Annotated in this window: 19 protein-coding genes; 1 reads left to right on the top strand and 18 read right to left on the bottom strand. The window is 59.3% G+C overall.

The window, feature by feature from the left end:
* Positions 1–2: 2 nt before the first annotated feature.
* From ribA to NUW46_RS04355, 6 genes are all read right to left on the bottom strand, one after another.
* Complete coding sequence (gene ribA / locus NUW46_RS04380) at positions 3–617, bottom strand: GTP cyclohydrolase II (RefSeq protein WP_418141451.1); 615 nt, start codon at positions 615–617, stop codon at positions 3–5.
* A 134-nt stretch (positions 618–751) separates the two neighbouring features.
* Positions 752–1,234, bottom strand: coding sequence for a cyclic pyranopterin monophosphate synthase MoaC (moaC, locus tag NUW46_RS04375; protein WP_153634599.1), 483 nt, complete (start codon positions 1,232–1,234; stop codon positions 752–754).
* A gap of 87 nt (positions 1,235–1,321) precedes the next feature.
* On the bottom strand, positions 1,322–2,305 hold the full coding sequence (locus NUW46_RS04370) for a Nudix family hydrolase (RefSeq protein WP_418141450.1): 984 nt from the start codon (positions 2,303–2,305) through the stop codon (positions 1,322–1,324).
* 2 nt (positions 2,306–2,307) lie between these two features.
* Positions 2,308–3,525 (bottom strand): bifunctional glutamate N-acetyltransferase/amino-acid acetyltransferase ArgJ, encoded by a 1,218-nt coding sequence (gene argJ, locus NUW46_RS04365; RefSeq protein WP_418141449.1) that lies wholly within the window; start codon positions 3,523–3,525, stop codon positions 2,308–2,310.
* 127 nt (positions 3,526–3,652) lie between these two features.
* Positions 3,653–6,391: a preprotein translocase subunit SecA gene (gene secA / locus NUW46_RS04360; RefSeq protein WP_418141448.1), complete on the bottom strand. Its 2,739-nt coding sequence runs from the start codon at positions 6,389–6,391 to the stop codon at positions 3,653–3,655.
* Positions 6,392–6,572: 181 nt separating this feature from the next.
* A complete protein-coding gene (locus NUW46_RS04355) occupies positions 6,573–7,526 on the bottom strand; it encodes a M23 family metallopeptidase (RefSeq protein ID WP_222466196.1) in 954 nt (317 codons plus the stop codon).
* Between the two features lie 215 nt (positions 7,527–7,741).
* Here NUW46_RS04355 and NUW46_RS04350 point away from each other — a divergent pair, with 215 nt between their 5' ends.
* Complete coding sequence (locus tag NUW46_RS04350; protein WP_418141447.1) at positions 7,742–8,188, top strand: DciA family protein; 447 nt, start codon at positions 7,742–7,744, stop codon at positions 8,186–8,188.
* An 11-nt stretch (positions 8,189–8,199) separates the two neighbouring features.
* Here NUW46_RS04350 and lpxC read toward each other — a convergent pair whose 3' ends face one another.
* The 12 genes from lpxC to NUW46_RS04290 form a co-directional block, all read right to left on the bottom strand.
* On the bottom strand, positions 8,200–9,114 hold the full coding sequence (lpxC, locus tag NUW46_RS04345; protein WP_136631481.1) for a UDP-3-O-acyl-N-acetylglucosamine deacetylase: 915 nt from the start codon (positions 9,112–9,114) through the stop codon (positions 8,200–8,202).
* 212 nt (positions 9,115–9,326) lie between these two features.
* On the bottom strand, positions 9,327–10,484 hold the full coding sequence (gene ftsZ, locus NUW46_RS04340; protein ID WP_008176500.1) for a cell division protein FtsZ: 1,158 nt from the start codon (positions 10,482–10,484) through the stop codon (positions 9,327–9,329).
* 98 nt (positions 10,485–10,582) lie between these two features.
* Positions 10,583–11,818, bottom strand: coding sequence for a cell division protein FtsA (gene ftsA, locus NUW46_RS04335; protein WP_008176504.1), 1,236 nt, complete (start codon positions 11,816–11,818; stop codon positions 10,583–10,585).
* Between the two features lie 36 nt (positions 11,819–11,854).
* Positions 11,855–12,694 carry a cell division protein FtsQ/DivIB gene (locus tag NUW46_RS04330; protein WP_209398886.1) on the bottom strand — a complete coding sequence of 280 codons (840 nt, stop codon included), beginning with the start codon at positions 12,692–12,694 and terminating at the stop codon, positions 11,855–11,857.
* Positions 12,687–13,658, bottom strand: coding sequence for a D-alanine--D-alanine ligase (locus NUW46_RS04325; RefSeq protein ID WP_222466195.1), 972 nt, complete (start codon positions 13,656–13,658; stop codon positions 12,687–12,689). The genes NUW46_RS04330 and NUW46_RS04325 overlap by 8 nt, the downstream gene beginning before the upstream one ends.
* A gap of 1 nt (position 13,659) precedes the next feature.
* Entirely contained in the window at positions 13,660–15,105 is a 1,446-nt protein-coding gene (gene murC, locus NUW46_RS04320) for a UDP-N-acetylmuramate--L-alanine ligase (protein WP_136631479.1), read from the bottom strand.
* Positions 15,098–16,183, bottom strand: a complete 1,086-nt coding sequence (gene murG / locus NUW46_RS04315; protein ID WP_136631478.1) for an undecaprenyldiphospho-muramoylpentapeptide beta-N-acetylglucosaminyltransferase — start codon at positions 16,181–16,183, stop codon at positions 15,098–15,100. The genes murC and murG overlap by 8 nt, the downstream gene beginning before the upstream one ends.
* On the bottom strand, positions 16,176–17,375 hold the full coding sequence (gene ftsW / locus NUW46_RS04310) for a putative lipid II flippase FtsW (RefSeq protein WP_291910335.1): 1,200 nt from the start codon (positions 17,373–17,375) through the stop codon (positions 16,176–16,178). Before ftsW ends, murG begins: the two co-directional genes overlap by 8 nt.
* Positions 17,375–18,715 carry a UDP-N-acetylmuramoyl-L-alanine--D-glutamate ligase gene (murD, locus tag NUW46_RS04305; RefSeq protein ID WP_418141446.1) on the bottom strand — a complete coding sequence of 447 codons (1,341 nt, stop codon included), beginning with the start codon at positions 18,713–18,715 and terminating at the stop codon, positions 17,375–17,377. Before murD ends, ftsW begins: the two co-directional genes overlap by 1 nt.
* Positions 18,716–18,730: 15 nt before the next feature.
* Positions 18,731–19,816, bottom strand: a complete 1,086-nt coding sequence (gene mraY / locus NUW46_RS04300; RefSeq protein ID WP_064227007.1) for a phospho-N-acetylmuramoyl-pentapeptide-transferase — start codon at positions 19,814–19,816, stop codon at positions 18,731–18,733.
* Positions 19,801–21,189, bottom strand: coding sequence for a UDP-N-acetylmuramoyl-tripeptide--D-alanyl-D-alanine ligase (locus tag NUW46_RS04295; RefSeq protein ID WP_418141445.1), 1,389 nt, complete (start codon positions 21,187–21,189; stop codon positions 19,801–19,803). The genes mraY and NUW46_RS04295 overlap by 16 nt, the downstream gene beginning before the upstream one ends.
* On the bottom strand, positions 21,186–22,670 hold the full coding sequence (locus NUW46_RS04290) for a UDP-N-acetylmuramoyl-L-alanyl-D-glutamate--2,6-diaminopimelate ligase (RefSeq protein WP_418141444.1): 1,485 nt from the start codon (positions 22,668–22,670) through the stop codon (positions 21,186–21,188). The genes NUW46_RS04295 and NUW46_RS04290 overlap by 4 nt, the downstream gene beginning before the upstream one ends.
* Position 22,671: the final 1 nt, after the last annotated feature.

Below are 22,671 nucleotides of genomic sequence, written 5' to 3'. Positions count from 1 at the left end.
AGTCACACCTCGGGATCATCGTCTTGGTGTGTCTCCAACCAGTGCCCCAACTTGCTCTGCTTGGTATCGAGATAGTGTTCATTGTGGGGGTTTCTGCCCACATGCAGAGGCACTCTCTCGGCAATAGCAATACCGTAGGAAGATAACGCCTTCACCTTGCGGGGATTGTTGGTCATCAGCCGCAGGCTCTTGATACCCAGGTGCTCCAGCATATCCTTGCACATGCTGTAGTCACGCAGATCCGCCGCGAACCCAAGACGTTCATTGGCTTCAACCGTATCTGCACCCTGATCCTGGAGGTGGTAGGCGCGGATCTTGTTCAGCAACCCGATGCCCCGCCCTTCCTGACGCAGATACATCAGAATACCCCGGCCTTCCCGGGCAATGCTTCTCAGCGCCTCTTCGAGCTGATAACCGCAATCACAACGCATGCTGTAAAGGGCGTCGCCAGTCAGACACTCGGAATGTGTGCGGGCAAGCATGGGTTCGTCACTGTCCAGGTTGCCCAGAGTCAGGGCAACGTGTTCCTTTCCGGTGTCCGGTTCTTCAAAGCCGTGCATATCAAACACCCCGAACGGGGTCGGCAACCGGCAGGTCTGGATGTAACGAACAGCCACAGTGTTTCCTCGTGGTTCAGTCAATCGGGCCGCGCATTCTAGCACGGGCCCGCCCGCTTGGCGTAGTCTCGGCACTGTCGCTCCTCCGGAGTGGTTCTGATAACCAGCTTTTACGAGCGCAGCGGTTCGCCAGATCAGGCGTTATCGGCGACCCAGTGGCCACTCCGGCCGCCTTTCTTCTCCAATAGACGCACCGAACCGATCTCCATGCCACGGTCTACGGCCTTGCACATGTCGTAAAGCGTCAGTGCTGTAACACTTGCTGCTGTCAGCGCCTCCATTTCGACACCGGTCTGACCGGACAGTTTGCAGCGGGTGAGAATATGCACAGATGCCCCATCGCTGCCCGGGTTCAGTTCGACTTTCACGGAGGTCAGGTTCAGTGCGTGACACAGGGGAATCAGGTCATGGGTTTTCTTGGCCGCCATGATGCCGGCAATTCGGGCAACGGCCAGCACATCACCCTTGGGGTGCTCACCCTCAATAATCATATTCAGGGTTTCCGGCGCCATGCGTATGGTGGCTTCAGCGCGCGCCTCCCGCTCAGTGGCCGCCTTGTCGGTTACGTCCACCATGCGGGCTTCGCCCTTGTCATCGAGATGGGTCAGTTTGCTCACGGAATCCCCCGGAATCGGTTGTGCAAGATAGTGAAAAATGCAGGAATAACAGCATAACAGAGATGGGCCCGGCGTCGCTGACAAGCGTCAGTTCCGGGGCCACCAGAAACTGATGCCGGCTATTCCCTGGCCGCCACGTTGACGGGCTTCCCGGATATCGCCGGACGACAGCCCGCCAAGCGCAAAGACCGGCAGCGCAGCTTCCGACACCAGCTCGGCAAAGGCCGGCCAACCGAGGGTGGGCGCACCCGGGTGACTTTCCGTGGGCTGAACAGGCCCCAATGTCACGTAGTCCGCGCCAATAGCCTCTGCATGATCGATTTCCTGCCGGCTATGACAGGAAACTCCCAACCACACCTCTTGCGGAACCGGCCGGGCCGAGAGCGCCGCAGCCTCGCGCCAGGGCAAATGCAGCCCCCGGGCACCGGGGGTCGCACGGAATATCTCGGGACCACCGTGAACCATGAGCGCGACTCCGGCCCGGTCACAAACCGACACCGCTTCCTCAGCCAGCTGCCGGTACGCCCGCTCGCTCAAGGCCGGGGCCCGGAGCACCACCAGGGGCGGCCTCGCGAGTTCAAGCCCCATCTCAAGGCGTTTAACCGTCGGCTTCAGGTCACCGGTTTCGCCAGTGATCGCAAGCTGCCGGGGTAACCGCAGAGCACGAATGATTGGCCGGTTGGCGGCCGGGAAATCCTCGTCCCGTAGCTGATCCGGGGCGAGCCATTCAACGGGTTGCCCCTCGCACCCTGTTGCTTCGCCTTCCGCCGCCCCGGTTTCCCAGACGTCCAGAAAAACTCGCTTGTCACCGTAGTCGTGGCGAATTCCGATGACAGGCTCCAGGGAATCCTCAGGCACACGAAGACCGGTTTCTTCGGCAATCTCACGCACCAGTGCAGCCTGGACACTCTCCCCCGGCTCAACCTTGCCACCGGGAAACTCCAGCAAACCGCCCTGGTGGACATGGTCTGGCCGCCGCGCAATCAGCACCCGTCCATCCCGGACAATAACCGCAACGGCAACGTGAACTTCTTTCACCCCGGCTTCCGACGCAGACGCAGAGTCAGACATGGTCAGGTACGGTACTCGGCGTTGATGGTGACGTAATCATGGGAGAAGTCGCAGGTCCACACCGTCTCCCTTACCTCTCCCCGCTTGAGGTCAATGGCAATGGTGATCTCTTCCCGATCCATCACGGCCTGGCCACGGGCCTCGGAATAGTCGTCAGCGCGACCACCGTTGCGAACCAGGCAGATATCCCCCAGGTAGATTTCCAGGGCCTCAAGGTCCAGTCCGTCGACACCGGCGCGCCCGACTGCCGCGAGGATCCTTCCCCAGTTCGGGTCCGAGGCGAACAGCGCCGTCTTGACCAGCGGCGAATGTGCCACGGTGTATGCCACATCCAGCGCTTCCTGCTGGCTGGCAGCGCCGCTCACATCAATGGTGACAAACTTGGTAGCGCCTTCACCGTCACGGACGATGGCGTGAGCCAGTTCCAGGTAGACCTTTTGCAGCGCCTCCCGCAGCTTTGGCAGCGCCGGACTGGAGGCGGTAATCTCGGGGCCGGAATACTGGCCACTGGCCATCAGCATGCAGGCATCATTGGTGGAGGTATCGCCATCAATGGTAATCCGGTTGAAGGATTTCTCTCCCAGCTCGGAGGCCAGAGTCTGCAGCAGCTCTGGCGCAATCCGGGCATCGGTGGCAATAAACCCGAGCATGGTCGCCATGTTCGGGCGAATCATCCCCGCACCCTTGCTGATGCCAGAGATGGTGACCGTGTGACCGTCCAGCTCCACCTGACAGGAGGCGCCTTTTGGGCGGGTGTCCGTGGTCATGATGCCGCTGGCGGCCTCTGCCCAGCGGTTCTCGGCGGTGTTAGCCAGAGCGTCCGGAAGGGCGCCGACAATCTTCTGCACCGGCAGCGGCTCGCCAATCACGCCCGTGGAAAACGGCAGGATCTCCGCTTCGGCAACGCCCGCCTGGTTTGCCAGAGCCTGGCAGCAGGCCACGGCATCCCGCATGCCCTGCTCACCGGTGCCGGCATTAGCGTTACCGGTATTGATCAGCAGATACCGGGGCGAGGTCTCGGCCAGATGTCGGCGGCTGAGAGTAACCGGTGCCGCGCAGAACTGGTTTTTCGTGAAAATCCCGGCAACCCGGCTTTCCGGGGCCAGCTCAAATACAACCACGTCCTTCCGTCCCGGCTTCTTGATGCCTGCACTGGCTATACCGATCTTAACCCCCGCCACCGGGTGAAACTCAGGTAAGGTTCCCGGACCTACCGCCATTCTGCCACTCCTCTTGTCTGGGGTTGCGCTCGAAGTACCGCACAACCCGCTGGAAACGAAAAAACCCGCAGTCCACCAGTCGTGGCTGGCAGATTGCGGGTTCCGATGGTGCAGTCAGTAGTCTGTATTAGCTGACCTTGCCATGACACTGCTTGTACTTCTTGCCGGACCCGCAGGGGCAGGGTTCATTTCGACCCACCTTGCGCTCCTGTCGAACGAAGGTTTCGGGGGTCGACGGACGGGGATCGTCGGCGTTGCCCTCGCCCTGACTCTGGGCCGTGGCGCTGGTCTCATCGTGGCGCAGGCGAGCCTTGGCAAGCTCTTCTTCGAGTTCCTGCTTGCGACGGCGCTCGACTTCTTCCATTTCTTCACGGCTCTGGACACGAACATGGCAGAGTACGCGGGTGACGTCCCGCTTCATGGTATCAAGCATGGTTTCAAACAGGTTGAACGCCTCGCGCTTGTACTCCTGCTTGGGGTTCTTCTGGGCATAACCCCGCAGATGGATGCCCCGGCGCAGATGGTCCATGTTGGAAAGATGCTCTTTCCAGAGGGTATCCAACACCTGCAGGAAGACCTGCTTTTCGAACTTGCGCATGGCCTCTGAGCCGGCGATTTCTTCCTTGGCTTCGTAGGCGGCGACAATCTCGTCCAGAATCTTCTGGCGCAGGTTTTCCTCATACAGCTTGTTATCTTCTTCCAGCCACTTCTGTACCGGAAGATCAATGGCCATCTCGGACTGGAGCTGGGCTTCCAGACCAGTGATGTCCCACTGTTCGGGCATGCTCTGGGGCGGGATGTATTCACTGATCAGCGAATCGACAACGTCTTCCCGGATGGTCTTGACCATGTCCGAGATGTCGTTTGAGGACATGACCTCATTACGCTGGTCATAGATAACCGTCCGTTGATCGTTGGCCACGTCGTCGTATTCCAGCAGCGTCTTCCGCATATCGAAGTTGCGGCCTTCGACCTTGCGCTGGGATTTCTCGATCGCATTGGTCACCATACGGTGTTCAATGGCCTCACCCTTTTTCATGCCCATTGCCTGCATCAGGCTCTTGACCCGGTCAGGTGCGAAGATACGCATGAGGTTGTCTTCCAGGGACAGGAAGAACCGTGAGGAACCGGGATCGCCCTGGCGACCGGCACGGCCACGAAGCTGGTTATCAATCCGGCGGGATTCGTGACGCTCGGTACCAATGATGTGCAGGCCACCGGCCTCAAGAACCTGATTGTGGCGCTCGGTCCATTCCGCCTTGACCCGGGCAACCTCCTCTTCCGAGGGATTCTCCATGGCGGCGACTTCGTGCTCCCAGTTACCGCCGAGTACGATATCGGTACCACGACCGGCCATGTTGGTGGCGATGGTGACTGCGCCCGGCCGGCCCGCCTGGGCAATGATATGGGCTTCGGATTCGTGCTGCTTGGCGTTCAGGATCTTGTGTTCGATCCGCGCCTTCTTGAGCAACACAGAAAGAAGCTCGGAAGCCTCGATAGACGCGGTACCCACGAGGATCGGGCGCCCTTCGGCGGTGACATCCTTGATCTCATCAATGATCGCGTGGAATTTCTCTTCCTGAGTCAGATACACCAGATCGTTGTAGTCAGTCCGCTGAATCGGCTTGTTGGGCGGAATGACCACCACGTCGAGGCCGTAGATCTGACGGAATTCGAAAGCTTCGGTGTCTGCGGTACCGGTCATGCCGGCCAGCTTGTCGTAAAGCCGGAAATAATTCTGGAACGTCGTGGACGCGAGAGTCTGACTTTCGGCCTGGATCTTGACGCCTTCTTTGGCCTCAACCGCCTGATGTAGGCCTTCGCTCCAGCGGCGCCCCGGCATGGTACGGCCGGTATGCTCGTCCACGATGACCACCTGGCCGCCCTGAACAATGTAATCCACGTCTTTCTGGAACAGATGGTGGGCCCGCAGTGCCGAGTGCACGTGGTGCAGCAGGCTGAGGTTGGCCGCTGAATACAGGCTCTCTCCTTCCTTCAGAAGGCCACGCTCAAGCAGCAATTCTTCAACTTTCTCGTGACCGCCCTCGGTCAATTCCACCTGGCGGGATTTTTCGTCGATGGTGAAGTCGCCGGTAGGCTCACCCTCTTCAGGCACCTCACCTTTTTCCAGGCCCGGAATCAGCTCATTGATGGCCTGGTACAGTTTTGAACTGTCCTCAGCCGCACCCGAGATGATCAGCGGCGTTCTGGCCTCATCGATCAGTATCGAGTCGACTTCGTCCACGATCGCGTAGTTCAGCCCGCGCTGGACCTTGTCCTCGGTACTGAACGCCATGTTGTCACGCAGATAGTCGAAGCCAAATTCGTTGTTGGTACCGTAGGTAATATCCGCCTGATACGCCGCGCGCTTTTCTTCCGCCGGCTGGCCCGAGGCCACTACACCCACCTGCATGCCCAGGAACCGGTAGAGCTTACCCATCCACTCGGCATCACGGCGGGCCAGGTAATCGTTCACGGTAACCACGTGGACGCCTTTGCCGGGCAGCGCGTTCAGATACACCGCAGCAGTGGCAACCAGAGTTTTACCCTCACCGGTTTTCATTTCCGCGATACGGCCTTCGTGCAGGGTGATACCACCGATCAGCTGGACGTCGTAATGGCGCATTCCCATAACGCGACGGCCTGCTTCACGCACGGTCGCGAAGGCTTCAGGCAGCAGGGCGTCGAGGGATTCGCCTTCATCAAGCCGGCGACGGAACTCCGCGGTCTTACCTTGCAACTCGGAGTCGGACAGATTGCCATACTGCTCTTCAAGCTCATTGATGCGTATGACAGATTTACGCATTCTCTTGATTTCTCTGGCGTTTTTACTGCCGAACATCTTAGTTGCAAGCTTTGTGAACATAGACCACTGCTTCTTTGATTAAACGGAGGAAGCCGGCATTCTAACCTTATTTTGTAACAGGGCAAAAGGCAGGCCTCACACAGGCGCAAGAAGTCGCCGGTGAGGCACCGGATTCACAGATAAAAACCGGCCCGGAGCCGGTTGACGGAGAGATTGTGAAAGCTGCGGCGCCGGGACCGGATCAGCGGCTGGCACGCTTGATGTAGGTTTCCGGGTTTTCAGACTTGCCATTCCGAATGACTTCAAAATGCACATGAGGACCGGTGGAACGCCCGGTACTGCCCATCAGCGCGACTACCTGGCCCTTCTGAACAACATCACCCACTTCCACTTTGATCGTCTTGCAATGAGCATAGCGGGTGATCAGACCATCGCCATGATCGACTTCAACAAGGTTACCGTAGCCATAGCGCTCGCCGGCATAGGTCACCACACCGCCCGCAACCGAGATAATATCGCTGCCATCCTTACCGGCCAGATCAACCCCGGCATGCCAGGTACGCTTGCCGGTAAACGGATCGGAACGGTAGCCGTACTTGGAGGACAGCCAACCCCAGGTTATCGGGCGACCTTCAAGGTACAGTTCGTCCTCAAGCCGTTTGCTGGATGCCAACTGGTCGAGCAAACGAAGTTGCTGTTCACGGTCTTCGATTCGCCATTCCATCTCCTCGATCATGCGGGTCAGCTCGGGCGCGGAGAAGGAATCGCCGGACAAGGCATCCTCCGGGCCACCCACCGCAGCAGGCTGATCGAAGTTGAATTCATCGCTGGCCACCAGGCCGGATTCCACAAAACGCTGGCCCAGGGCATCCAGGCGCAATAACCGGCCCTGAATCTCGCCCAGGCGCAGAGTCAATGCATCTACCTGTTGCTGGACGTTCTCTTCAATGTTGGCCAACTCGGCCTTCTGCTCTGCCAGCTTCAGCTGCCACTCGGCCACCAGTTCGGCGTTGGTGGGCTCCCTGGCCTCTACCTGCTCAATCGCCGTCTGGTAACCGGCCCAACCCGCGGCAACCAGCAGGGAAAGCACCAGAAACAGCAGAGCAACAGCAAGCGTACTGTTGATAGACAACACCCGGGATTTTCCGTGGTGTTTGCCAACGAAAATAATGTTCATATCATCATCAGGTTTCATCGTTGAGCCGCAACCGCATCCTGTACTGTTGCGCCCCGGAAAAATCCGAAGGGGGTCTGCCATCCTTTGGCAACAGCTACATACTGAAAAAATTGCAGCGCCCGGTAGACATACTCATTTATCACAATGTAAAACGAGTGTAATACAGGCACTACGCATAAACCGTGCCGAAGTGTAACCAATCGTAAACGGAGCCGTCGAGTAAAAACGCCGCCATGAAACGCAAAAGCGAGCAAAAAATGACCTTCGACAAGCTGGGCATGACCCCGGTACTCAAGGATCTAGTGGCAAAGGCCGAACTTCACCGACAGGCAGAGGCAGAAGTTCTCGCAGCCCTTCCGCAGGATCTGGTTAAGGGCACACGCTTTGTCAGCTGCAATGACGGCGAACTGGCTCTGACAGCCGAAACCGCCGGGAAGGCCAGTCAGATCCGGTTCCGCCAGCACGAGATCATGGAAAAGCTTAGAGAGAACGAACTCTTCCGGTTCGTCTGGAAACTGAGGGTCAAGGTTGCGCCACCACGATTCCGGGAAAAACCGGTGTTCAAGAAGGAGCCCTTGAGTAAAGAAAATGCCCGGCTCCTCAAAGAGGAAGCCGGGCACACGAAGGATAAAGCATTACGCGAGGTTCTCGAAAAACTCGCTAGCCACGTCCGGGATTAAAGCGTCCGGCTTTAACCCGCCGCCAGCACGGGCTTCATGTAGGAAATCGGGGCAGTGGCCTCATCATCAAAGGTAACCACTTCCCAGGCATCCTCTTCTGCCCTGAGCTTGCGCAACAGCTTGTTGTTCAGATCGTGACCGGATTTGATACCGCGGAACTCACCAATCAGGCTGTTACCCAACTGATAAAGGTCACCGATGGCATCAAGCAGCTTGTGCTTCACGAATTCATCGTCATAGCGCAGACCGTCTTCGTTGAGGATCTTGTAGTCATCCACAACGATAGCGTTATCCACACTGCCACCAAGGGCGAGGTTCATGGCACGCAATTTTTCGATGTCACGCATGAACCCGAAGGTCCGTGCGCGGCTCACTTCCTTGACAAAGGAAGTGCTGGAAAAATCAACGGTTGCGGTCTGGGCGCGGCCTTTGAACACCGGGTGATCAAAGTCGATTCCGAAGCTGACCTTGAAGCCCTCGAAAGGCAGCAGGGTCGCTTTCTTGTCGCCTTCCTCAACCGTAACCTCACGCTTGATGCGGATAAAACGCTTGGCCGCATCCTGCTCGGCAATACCGGCGGATTGCAGAAGAAACACAAACGGACCGGCAGAGCCGTCCATGATGGGCACTTCCGCGGCGCTAAGCTCGACGAAACAGTTGTCAATCCCGAGACCAGCCATGGCCGAGAGCAAATGCTCAACAGTCGCCACACGGACACCGTCTTTTACCAGCGTCGTGGACAGCATGGTCTCACCCACATTTTCCGCAGAAGCACGAATCTCAACCATCGGGTCCAGATCGGTACGGCGGAAGATGATACCGGAGTCCACCGGGGCGGGCTTGAGGGTCAGATAGACCTTCTCACCCGAGTGCAAGCCAACACCGGTGGCACGGATGGTGTTTTTAAGTGTCCGTTGTCTGATCATCGGTACATAATTCCGTCACAAAAAGGCGATATTCTAGGCAAAAATCTGCCCGGAGAATATCAGAAAATAAGACTGAATACCATTTAACCAATCCGTTGTTGCCGAATGTTCATTCAGCGCGCAACTATTGGCAATCGGTGCACGTATTCACCGGTTTTCGGGTTCCATATTTCGATGACAAACCGGAACCGGATCACAATTGCACCAGATTATCAGTCAGCCTGACGACGGAGGAATGCGGGAATATCGAGATAGTCGACACCCTGCTCCTCGCTGTCCTTGCTCTGGTCGATAGCTACGTTCCCGTGGGAAACGGCCCGGCGACGCAGAACAGCAGGACGATCCAGCTGGTTGTAATCGGTTTTGCCGTCCAGGGTGCGGGTGTTGTCCACCACCTTGGTCGGCTTCTCGCGATCACCGCCCAGACCGGTCGCAACAACCGTTACCTTGAGTTCGTCGGTCATCTCCGGATCAATGACGGTACCAACAACCACCGTGGCAGAATCAGACGCAAACTCACGCACAATGTCGCCAACCTCGGAGAATTCGCCCAGGTTGAGGTCCATACCAGCGGTGATGTTGACCAGAATACCTTTGGCACCCTGCAGGTTGATGTCTTCCAGCAGCGGGCTGCGAACGGCCGCTTCGGCGGCTTCCCGCGCACGGTTTTCGCCAGTCGCCCGAGCGGTGCCCATCATCGCCATACCCATTTCGGACATGACGGTCTTCACGTCGGCAAAGTCGACGTTGATCATACCGTTGCGGGTAATCAGGTCGGCGATGCCCTGAACCGCACCCAGAAGCACGTCATTGGCGGCGGCAAAGGCGTCCAGCAGGCTGGTTTTCTTGCCCATCACGGCCAGCAACTTCTCGTTGGGGATGGTGATCAGGGAGTCGACGCTTTCTTCCAGCTCTTTCAGACCGGATTCGGCAACGCTCATGCGCTTGCCACCTTCGAACATGAACGGCTTGGTGACCACGGCAACGGTCAGAATGCCGAGCTCACGGGCCACTTCCGCCACGATCGGCGCAGCGCCGGTACCGGTGCCACCGCCCATACCTGCGGTGATGAAAACCATGTCCGCGCCCTTGATGGCCTCGGCGATGCGATCACGATCTTCCAGGGCGGACTGACGACCAACCTCCGGATTGGCGCCGGCACCCAGACCCTTGGTGATGTTGCCACCGAGCTGAATGATCTGGCGCGCGTCCATATCGGTCAGCGCCTGCGCATCTGTGTTGGCGCAGATAAATTCCACACCTTCGATGTCGCTGTTAAGCATATGGCGAACGGCGTTACCGCCACCACCGCCTACACCGACGACTTTAATGACAGCGTTTTGCTGGACATTATCGACGAGTTCAAACATTTCCCCTACTCCTTCGTGCTGTTTTCAGCCCTTGTTCCGGGCTGTTTGTTCGAGATTGTGTTTTCGAGATACCTTCGTGTACTACCCACCCGGTTCCGTCAGAAATGACCGGTAAACCAGGCTTTCATGCGCTCAAACAGCGAGGGTGCATCTTCACCCTTGAGCACCGGTGCCCGCCCCAGATCCATCTGGCGGAAACCATGAATCAACAACCCGACGCCAGTGGCGTAGATGGGGTTGTTGACCACCTCCGTCATACCGGAAACTGCCTGCGGACAGGCCAGCCTTACCGGCATGTGGAAGATCTCTTCGGCCAGTTCCACCACCCCTTCCATGGTGGACGAACCGCCGGTTATCACGATGCCTGCCGGAATCAGATCCTCGAACCCGGACCGGCGCAATTCTGACTGCACCAGGGTGAACAGCTCCTCGTAACGCGGCTCCACCACCTCGGCCAGGGCCTGCCTGGACAGATCCCGCGGTGCGCGATCGCCCACACTGGGCACCTTGATGGTTTCATCCGCGCCGGCCAACTGGGTCAGGGCGCAGGCATACTTGATCTTGATTTCTTCGGCGTTCTGCGTGGGTGTGCGCAGTGCCATGGCAATGTCGTTGGTGACCTGGTCGCCGGCGATCGGAATTACCGCCGTGTGTCGAATCGCACCGCCGGTAAACACGGCAATGTCGGTGGTGCCGCCACCGATATCGACGACGCAGACCCCAAGTTCCTTTTCGTCTTCGGTGAGGATGGCGTGACTGGAAGCCAGCTGCTCCAGGATGATGTCATCCACCTCGAGGCCACACCGCTTGACGCATTTCTCGATGTTCTGGGCGGCATTCACCGCGCAGGTCACCAGGTGAACCTTTGCCTCCAGGCGTACACCGGACATCCCCATGGGTTCCTTGATGCCTTCCTGACTGTCGATCACGAACTCCTGGGGCAGAATGTGAAGGATCTTCTGGTCTGCCGGAATCGCGACCGCCTGGGCGGCATCGATCACCCGGTCAATGTCGGCCTGGGTGACTTCACGGTCACGGATGGCAACAATTCCGTGGGAGTTCAGGCTCTTGATGTGGCTACCGGCAATGCCCGCATACACCGAGTGAATGCGGCAACCGGCCATCAACTCCGCCTCTTCCACGGCGCGCTGAATGGCCTGGACGGTGGTTTCGATGTTCACCACCACTCCACGCTTGAGGCCCCGGGAAGGGTGAGAGCCAATGCCCACCACCTCGATGGTGCCGTCCATCTTGCGCTTGCCGACAATCGCAACCACCTTGGAGGTTCCGATATCGAGGCCGACAATCATGTTTTCCGTTTCAACCGATGACATGTGTTCCACCAAACCGTAGGTCTGAATTAACCGTTGCTATGATTTTGGGCTGGAGGCTGTCTCGACAGCTTTCCATTTGACCGCCACACCATTGGTGTAACGGGCATCCACCCGACTGACTTCGTCCGACCGTGCTGCCAGCCGGTTTTCATAAACCGTGATAAACCGCTCGAACCGCTGCTCCACCTGATCCCGGCCAAGCACCACTTCGATGCCATTGGCCAGCTGCAGGGTCCAGGCGCCCCGGTGTTCCAGGGCCAGGCCAGAAAACCCCAGTCCCCGGGCGACCAGCCTGTCACTCATGGTCCGCGCCATATTGATCACATCCCGCACCCTCTCATCCGGCCCCGCGAGTCTCGGTAACCGCCCCGCCACTTCCGGGTTGGACGGCGCGAACAATTCGCCAGTCCGGCTGACCAGGCGCCCGTCGGTCCAGTAAGCCAGGGGCTTTTTTTCCCGGATATCGATCACCAGCCGGTCAGGCCAGACCCGACGCACGGCAGCGGACTCAACCCAGGGCCGGCGCTCCAGGCTTTCCTTGATTTCTGAGAGGTCTGTGGCGAAATAGCTCTTGCCGATCCAGTCGCCAGCCGCGCGCTCAATAGCCACCCGGCTGTCGCCCACAAAATCCCCTTTTACATCCACCGCCAGGATCTGCTGATCCATGGCACCCAGCACCTTGCCGGTGCCCCAGGGCACCAGCGCGGCCAACAATACAATCACGGCGCCCATGCCCACCTGAAGCCAGGGCACGGCCGCCAGCACACCTTTCAACACTCCAAACCGGTCCCGCTCAGGACCAAGGGACGTTGCCCCCCGGCGTCGCGGGGGCTCGGACGGTGTCGCCCGGCTCCGGATCAGCAGTGTTTCAAGCATCGGCGCCCTCCAGGGTGTCCTTCAGTATCCGGACCACCAGCTCTTCGAAACTGATGCCTGCCGCCTTCGCCGCCATGGGCACCAGGCTGTGGTCGGTCATTCCGGGCACCGTGTTGACTTCCAGCAGCCAGAACTGACCGTTGCTGTCCTGCATGATGTCGACCCGCCCCCAGGTCCGGCAGCCAACAACCCGAAACGCATCCAGAGCCAGGTGCTGGAGTCGAACTTCGTCCTCGGGCGCCAATCCACAGGGAATCTGGTAACGGGTGTCGTCCGCCAGGTACTTGGCGTCATAATCGTAAAAAACGTGCTCAGTGCTGGCACTCAGACCGATGGCCGGAAGCGCCTGATCCTGCAACAGACTGACGGTGAACTCGGGCCCCTCGATCCATTCCTCCACCAGCACAAGGCTGTCCAGCGCGGCCGCAGCTTCGTATGCATCGGCCAGCTCGGCGGCGGTATGCACCTTCCGGATACCGATACTGGAACCTTCCCGGGAAGGCTTCACGCTCAGTGGCGCGCGCAATTCACCGATAATCTGGTCCGCCTGGTCGACGCTGGTCATGGTCCGGAACTTCGGCGTCGGCAGGCCGCAACCTTCGAAGACGTACTTCGTTCTGAGCTTGTCCATGGCCAGGGCGGAGGCCAGAACCTCACTGCCGGTATACGGAATCCCGGCCTGCGAAAGGATGGCCTGCAAGGTACCGTCCTCGCCGCCCCTGCCATGCAGGGCAATAAAGACACGATCAAATTGCGGATTATCGACCGTTTTCAGAAGACACCCTTGAACGTCCTCCGCGTAGGCATCCACGCCCGCAGATACCAGCGCTGCCAGCACCGCCTTGCCGCTTTTCAGGGACACTTCCCGCTCTGCGGAATCGCCGCCCATGAAGACAGCGACTCGTCCGAGTGCCCTCACGAGTTCGGGATCTGCCTGATAGACCTGCGTTTCGTTATGATGCATATCACTCACCCGCAATCACTCCCGCGGCCGCCAGCCGCGAAGCCACACCGCCAATATCGCCGGCGCCCTGGGTTATCAGCAGGTCACCATCCTTCAGAACATTGGCCAACAGGGCTTCGATCTCCCGGTTATCCTCGACGAAGACCGGCTCCACCTGCCCACGCTGGCGAATACTGCGACACAGGGCCCGACCATCGGCACCCGGAATCGCCGGTTCGCCAGCGGAATACACGTCCATCAGCAGCAACGCGTCCACTTCGGAGAGGACCCGAACGAAGTCTTCGTAAAGGTCTCGTGTCCGGGTAAACCGATGCGGCTGGTAAAGCATGACCAGGCGACGGTCAGGCCAGGCATCGTGTGCCGCGCGGATCACTGCCTCCACTTCCGTGGGGTGATGACCGTAATCGTCTACCAGCGTTACTGTACCCTTGGGTGTCTTGTAATCGCCGTAAACCTGGAACCGGCGCCCGACACCGGCAAAACCAGCCAGCCCGCGGCAGATGGCGTCATCGTCAACGCCTTCGTCCGTGGCCACGGCAATGGCCGCCAGAGCGTTCAGTACGTTGTGTCGGCCCGGCATTTTCAGCTCGACGGTCAGATCACTTCTCCCGGCCGGACGCTTCACCACAAAGTGGGTGCGCAGACCGTCAGAGTGGATGCCTTCGGCACGGTAGTCCGCGTCCGGGTTGTCAATGCCGTAAGTAATGATCGCCCGGGAAATCCGGGGAATGATTTCCTGAACGTACCCATCGTCTACGCACATCACCGCGATGCCATAAAAAGGAAGGTTGTGCAGGAAATCCACAAAGGTCTGCTTCAGTTTTTCAACATCGCCGCCATAGGTATCCATGTGGTCGGCTTCGATGTTGGTTACCACCGAAATCACCGGCGTCAAATGCAGGAAGGAGGCATCGCTCTCATCGGCTTCCGCCACCAGATAACGGGATCCCCCAAGCTGGGCGTTGGTACCGGCGCTGTTCAACTTGCCGCCAATGACAAACGTTGGGTCCAGACCCGCCTCGCCCAGAATGGATGCAATCAGACTTGTGGTGGTGGTCTTGCCGTGGGTTCCGGCCACGGCAATGCCATGACGGTAGCGCATGATTTCCGCCAGCATTTCTGCCCTGGGTACGATCGGCACCCGACGACTGCGTGCGGCCACAACTTCGGGGTTTTCCGCGGATACCGCCGAAGAAACCACAACCACATCGGCACTGGCGCTGTTTTCCTCCCGGTGGCCGATCTGGACTTCCACGCCCATGGCTTTCAGGCGATCGGTCACCGCACCTTCTTTCAGATCCGAGCCGGAAACGTCGTAGCCCTGGTTCTTGAGAACCTCGGCGATGCCGCTCATCCCTGCACCACCAATCCCCACGAAGTGGATGTGACGGATCCGGCGCATTTCAGGCACCTGATAGACCAGGGGCGGATTGGTTGCATCAGCCATTGGCGGCCTCCAGACAGTAATTCACGACTCTCTCCGTTGCATCGGGGCGGGCCAGCGTTCGAGCGGCCTTTGCCATATCTGTTGCCCGGCTGCGATCCCGGGCAAGATCGCCCAGAGTTTCCGCCAGCACCGCCGGGGTCATCTTCGATTGGGGGATGAGGATGGCTGCTTTCGCCGCCACCATCTGTTGGCCATTTTTCGTCTGGTGGTCATCCACCGCGTGGGGAAATGGCACCAGTACTGCGCCGATACCGGCAGCACACAGTTCGGAAACCGTGAGTGCGCCGGCCCGGCAAAGCACCAGATCGGCCCATTGATAGGCCTCTGCCATATCCTTGATAAACGGCTCCACGCTGGCTTCAACCCCGTGTTGCTCATAGGCCTGCCGGGCTGCATCTGCATGGCGCTCACCACATTGGTGACGAACCACCGGCCGATCGGCCTCCGGCAACATGGCCAGAGCCTCGGGCAGCTGCTCGTTGAACACCTGAGCGCCCAGGCTGCCACCAACCACCAGCAACCTGAGGGCACCTTCCCGTCCTGCCATCCGCTGCTCGGGTACCGGCAGGTTCGCGAGATCCTCCCGGACCGGGTTGCCGGTACAGCGGGTAACGACTTTTGGCCCAAAGCTGCCGGGAAACGCTTCCAGTACGGTTTCTGCAAATCGCACCAGAATCCGGTTGGTCATGCCTGCAATGGCGTTCTGTTCATGAATCACCAGGGGTGTGCGGTTCAACCAGGCGGCCACACCACCTGGCCCGGTGACAAACCCTCCCATACCGACGACACAGTCCGGGCGAATCCGGCGCAGGATGGTGAACGCCTCACCGAGTGCTCGCATCAGGCGGAACGGGGCCAGCACCAGGGCCAGTTTGCCCTTGCCGCGCAAACCGGAAATGTGAATCAGTGACAGCGGAATATCGGTTTCGCCGATCAGCCTCTGCTCCATGCCACCACTGGCACCGAGCCAGTACACCTGGTGACCACGGGCTTCAAGTGCCCTCGCCGTTGCGAGGGCCGGGAAGACATGGCCTCCGGTGCCGCCGGCCATCATCAGGAAGCGGCGCTGCTCAGTCATACACCGCACCTCCCCGCGTCTTCGGGCCGGTCTTTTCCCGGGCCAGTTTTTCCTGATCAAGCCGTTCCATTTCCACCCGGGCCAGAATGCCAATGCAGATACAGGTGATCATCAGGCTGGACCCGCCGTAACTGACCAACGGCAGGGTCAGCCCCTTGGTCGGCAACAGGCCGGTACTGACCGCCATATTGATGCCCGCCTGCAGGCCGATCAGCAGGGTCAGACCATAGGCAAAACAGGCGCCGAACGGCATATCCGCTTTCTCTGCCCGGCGGGCAATGACAAAACCGGTCACTACCAGCAGGGTGAACAGGCTGAGTACCAGCAGCGATCCGAGGAGTCCGAACTCTTCCGCGATAATGGCAAAGATGAAGTCGGTGTGTGCCTCTGGCAGGTAGAACAGCTTCTGGATGGAATTGCCCAGGCCGACACCGCCCCAGTCTCCCCGACCGAAGGCAATCAGCGACTGGGTCAACTGGTATCCGCTGTCGAACTGGTCTTTCCAGGGGTCGAGGTAACTGACAACCCGTTTCAGCCGATAGGGCTGGGTAACGATCAGAATGGCACCCAAAACCACCAGCGTACCGATCAAAGGTACAAACCGGCTAAGCCGCACACCGCTCAGGAAAATCATGCCCGCCGCGGCCGTCACCAGCACCACCGTGGCACCGAAATCCGGCTGAATAACCAGCAGCACCGATGCCAGACCAAGAACCACCAGCGGTTTGAGGAAGCCAGGCCAGGTATTGAGCAATTCATCCCGGCGACGGACCACGTAGCCGGCCAGATAGGCAATCAGGCAGAGCTTCGCCACTTCCGAAACCTGGACATTAAACAGCCCAAACGGAATCCAGCGAGTGGAGCCGTTAACGGTACGCCCCAGCGGCGTAAGCACCAGAACAAGGGCCAGCAGACCGATGCCCAGGAGCAACCAGCCACTGCGCTCCCACCAGGCCACCGGAACGTTCACGGCGACCAGCGCCAGCAGGCAGCCAAGACCGGCAAACATCAGCTGGCGAATCACATAGTGGTAACTGTTGCCCATGGTCTCAGCGGCCATATCCATGGACGCCGAGGAAATCATGACAACCCCGAGCACCAGCAAGGCGACCGAACTGATCACCAGCATCGGCAGCGGTTGGACCTCGCCCAGCCATTGATTCCGGTTCTGCAGGGAAAGATCTGCGTGCATCACAGGCCCTCCACCAGAGATCGGAACTGGTCACCGCGATCAAGATAATCACGGAACATATCAAAGCTCGCGCAGGCCGGCGAAAGCAGGACCCGATCCCCGGGCACCGCCAGCTCCGCGGAGCGAGAGACCGCCTCGGCGAGGCTGTCCATCCGATGAACCGGAATGCCGCTTCCCAGCACATCGGCGATCGCCGATGCATCACGACCAATCAGCAGCACCGCCCGACAATAGAGCGCAATGGGGGCTTCCAGTGCAGTGAAATCGGCCCCTTTGCCATCACCGCCAGCAATCAAAACGACTTTGCCATTGGCGGGTGCAAGGCTTTCAATGGCGGCTACCGTGGCGCCGACATTGGTGCCCTTGGAATCGTTGATGAAATCCACATCGTTCACACGGCGCACAAACTCGCATCGATGCGGCAGGCCCGGGAATTCCCGGGCAACCTTCAGCATGACATCCATGGGCAGACCAGCGGCATGACCCAGTGCCAGCGCAGCCATCACGTTGCTTATATTGTGATGCCCCATCAGTTTCAGTTCACTGGCCAACACAAGGTTGTCGAAACCAAAAGTAATCCAGGTACCCTGGTCATCGTCCCGGGTACTGAAGGTCTCGGGATTCACCCGGTGGAAGCCGAAACACAGGAACCTGAGGTTGTCCCTCGCCATGGGTGTGCTCAGCGCATCGTCCAGATTGACAACGGCGTTCTTGCAGCCCCGGAAAATCCGCTGTTTGGCCTGAAAATAAGCCATCTTGTTCGGGTAACGATCCATGTGATCGTCGCTGACGTTCAGTACCGTCGCCGCCAGGGCGTTCAGTTCGTCCGTAGTCTCGAGCTGGAAACTCGACAGCTCGAGTACGTACAGATCGGCGCCCTGCCCCAGTAGATCCAGCGCGGGGGTGCCGATATTGCCGCCGACAGCGACCTTCCGGCCGGCGGCCTTTGCCATTTCACCCACCAGGGTGGTGACGGTGGTTTTACCATTGGAACCGGTAATGGCCACAATGGGCGCATCGGCAGCCTCGGCAAACAGATCAATGTCGCCGCGGATTCTGGCGCCCTGGCCCGCAGCAGCGGCAATGGCAGGCTCCGAAATGGCGATGCCCGGGCTTACCACCAGCTCGTTGAAGCCGGCAAACAGTTCTTTGTCAAAGGTCCCCAGGTGCACAGGAACATCCGGCCAGCCTGCTCTCAGCTGCTCAAGACCGGGCGGGGCCTCACGGCTGTCGGCCACAGTGACGTCCCGTCCCTGTTCGGACAGATAGCGCACGCAGGAAAGCCCGGTTTTACCGAGCCCTACGACCAGTGTGCGACGATCCGAAACAATGACACTCATAGTTGCTGTGCTTTCCTATCTCAGTTTCAGACTGGCAATGCCAATCAGGACCAGAACAACGGTGATCACCCAGAACCGGACGATCACCCTCGGCTCCGGCCAGCCTTTCAATTCGAAGTGATGATGCAGCGGCGCCATGCGGAAGATCCGCCGACCGGTCAGTCGGAAGGATGCAACCTGCAGGATCACCGATATGGTCTCCATCACGAACACACCGCCCATGATGAACAGGACGATTTCCTGGCGAACAATAACCGCAACCACACCCAGGGCCGCCCCAAGCGCGAGAGCGCCCACATCCCCCATGAATACCTGGGCCGGATAGGTGTTGAACCAGAGGAAACCAAGCCCGGCTCCGACCAGGGCGCCACAGAAAACGATAAGCTCACCGGTGCCCGGAAGGTGCGGGATCAGCAGGTAGTTGGCGAACTGGGCGTGCCCGGACAGGTAGGCGAAGATGCCGAGAGCGCCTGCGACCATGACCGTTGGCATAATGGCCAGCCCGTCCAGACCGTCAGTCAGGTTGACCGCGTTGCTGCTGCCGACAATGACGAAGTAGCTCAGCAGGATGAACAATACCGGACCAAGAGTGAGGGACACCTGTTTGACGAACGGCACGTACAGAGAGGTCTCCTGCGGCAACGCCGAGCTGAAGAACAGAACCACGGCCGCCGTGGCACCAATGACCGACTGCCAGAAGTATTTCCAGCGACCCGGCAGACCTCTCGGATTGCGCTCCACCACCTTGCGATAGTCATCAACCCAGCCGATGGCGCCGAACAGAAGCGTCACCAGGAGCGTAACCCAGACATAGCGATTACCAAGATCGGCCCACAGCAGCGTGCTGATGCCAATGGCCACCAGGATCAGCGCGCCCCCCATGGTCGGCGTGCCGGCTTTGCTGAGGTGGGTCTGGGGACCGTCATCTCTCACCGCCTGGCCAATCTGGTACTGGCTCAGTTTACGAATCATCACCGGGCCGATGATCAGCGAAATCAGCAGCGCCGTGAGTGTGCCCAGAATTCCCCGCAGGGTCAGATACTGAAACACCGTCAGTGCCGAGAAATACTGTGATAGAACCTCTGTCAGCCAGAGCAGCATGAGTTATTCACCTTTTCTTTAATCCCCTCCACCACACGCTCCATGGCGGAACTGCGAGAACCCTTGACCAGCACTGTCAATGGTGTGTTTTTGTCCCCAATGGCCGATTCGACGGCCTGCTCGTGGCTCAGCCCAAGTTCCGTGGACTCTCCAAACCCGTCGGCATAACCCTCGCAACCCGGCCCCACGGTAATCAGTCGATCAATACCGCGCTCCCGGGCGCATTCCCCAACCTCACGGTGCAGGGTCCTGGCCTCGGCGCCGAGCTCTGCCATGGCACCAAGCACAGCCACTTTCCGACCCTCGCGCCCGGCCAGAACTCCAAGCGCGGCCTTCATGGAGGACGGGTTGGCGTTGTAACTGTCGTCAATCAGCGTCAGTTCCGGTGACAGCTTCAGAACCTGGAGCCGCCCCTTTACCGGCGCAACACTGGCCAGCCCTTCGACAATCGCCCGATCACTGGCGCCCAGCTCGCGGGTGGCTGCGATGGCAAGCAGCATGTTGGTGATGTTGTGGTCACCCTCAAGTACCAGGGTGACCCGGCAATGCCAGCCGTCCGGACCGCTCACCTGAAGGATTCTGGTTCCAGCGTCCTGGCTCTCGAGGACCGCGTGATAATCGGCTTCGGCACCGAGACGGCTCACTCCGGCAACACGACGGGCTCCGGCACGCGTTCGCCACTGCTCGAAAGCCGGATCGTCGCGGTTCAGTACCATCAGCCCGTCTGCCGCCACGCCATCAATGATTTCACCCTTGGCCAGCACAATATTCTCGTAGCTGCCAAACCCTTCCAGATGGGCCTCGCCCGCATTGGTGAGGATGGCAACGCGGGGCTTCGCAAGGGCAACCGTATGGGCAATTTCACCCAGCCCGCTGGCACCCAGCTCGATCACGCCATACTGATGCTCTGGCGAAAGACCAAACAGGGTAAGCGGAACACCGATGTGATTATTCAGGTTGCCTTTTGTGGAAAGCGTCTTGCCCATCTGCGAGAGAATGGCGGTACACATCTCCTTGACCGTGGTCTTGCCGCTGCTGCCGGTGATAGCAAGAATGCTGGCTTTGCTTTCTCCGCGGTTGCCCAAAGCAAGCCTGGCCAGGGCATCCAACGTGTCGTCTACCACTAACTGGGGTAGGTCGACACTGTTGTCAGGCGTATCGACCACCAGCCCAACGGCGCCCTTGGCCAACGCCTGTTGCAGGAACCGGTGGCCATCAAAGTTTTCGCCACGAAGCGCCACGAACAGCTGCCCCTGCTCCAGGGTACGGGTGTCGGTAGAAACCCCAGTGAACGCCACTGACTCGAGGTCGCCCGAGGCGCACTCGGCGTCGAGCCAGCCCTTGGCTTCGGCCAGCGAAAAGGCGCGCATCATGCCACACCCCCGTTGAGTTTCAAGTTGTGGCGAACCTGCTCAGCATCGCTGAACGGGTATTTCTGGCCGGCGATTTCCTGGTAGGCCTCGTGCCCTTTTCCTGCGATCAAAACTAGGTCGTTCGGAGTAGCAGAACGGATCGCCGACTGGATGGCCTCGGCCCGGTCATGAATGACCGTCACCTTTGCTGAATCCGAGAATCCGGCAAGGATATCCCGCGCAATTGCTTCAGGATGTTCACTACGGGGATTGTCGTCCGTTACCACTACACGGTCCGCCAGCTTCTCGGCTTCCCGGGCCATGTCCGGACGTTTGCCGGTATCACGGTCACCGCCGCAACCGAAAACACAAATCAGTTCGCCGTCCACATGAGGTCGCAGTGCAGCCAGGGCATTGGCCAAGGCATCGGTAGTGTGGGCGTAATCAACCACCACTCTGACCCCATTGGCACCATCGAATCTCTCAAGCCTGCCAGGGGGCGGCGCGAGTCGGCCGACGGCCTGCTGTACACGATCGACCGGAACCCCGAGCGTGAGGACTGTCGCCATCGCCGCCAGGACATTACTTGCATTGAAGCTGCCCATCAGGGGAACCGCGATAACAAACCGCCCCCACTCGCCATCCACTTCCGCTTCAAAACCGTCGTCGGCTGGCCGGAACTCGCGCAACCATAGCTCTGTCTGGGCCTCGTGAAGGCTGTAGCGCACGCGATCACATTTGCCTTCAAGCTGTTCAAACAGCTGCCGACCGAAAGGATCGTCAAAGTTGATCACCGAAAAGTGCAGCTCCTCTCGTTCGAAGAGGCGTGCCTTGGCCGCACCATAGGCTTCCATGGAGCCGTGATAATCGAGATGATCCCGGGTGAGATTGGTAAACACGGCCCCGGTCATGGAGATGTTGTCCACCCGACCCTGATCCAGCGCGTGGGAGGACACCTCCATCACGGCAGCGCGGCCCTCCTGCTTCACGATCCGGGACAGGACACGATTGACCTGAACCGCATCCGGCGTGGTGTGAGTTGCTGGTTGAAGCGAACCAGGCATGCCGTAGCCCAGAGTGCCGAGGATGCCGCACGGGGTACCAGTTTCCCTGAGCAACTGCGCCACATACTGGCAGACCGAGGTCTTGCCATTGGTTCCGGTTACACCGATCAGGCGAAGACGTTGGGAGGGGTGCTCAAAGAACCGATCTGCAATTCGACCCACCAAACCGCGCAGGCCGGCAACAGGCACTATCAGGGCGCCGTGGTGCTCTGCGCACTCGCCGGCCTGTTCGGTTTCCAAAAGGATGACCGTCGCGCCAGCGGTGATCGCCTTGTCCACGTAAAAATCAGCGGGCGTTTTGGCACCCGAAAGGGCTATAAACGCATCGCCGGAGGCGACTTCCCGGCTGTCGGATTTCAGACCGTGAATGGTCACGTCGAAGACCGATGGAACCGCCACAATACCTTGCAATAACGTGCTGAGAGATGTGATGCACATA

It is taken from the genome of Marinobacter sp. MA (assembly GCF_048298425.1).
Lineage (GTDB): Bacteria > Pseudomonadota > Gammaproteobacteria > Pseudomonadales > Oleiphilaceae > Marinobacter > Marinobacter salsuginis.
This window is presented reverse-complemented; position numbering and strand designations above follow the sequence as displayed.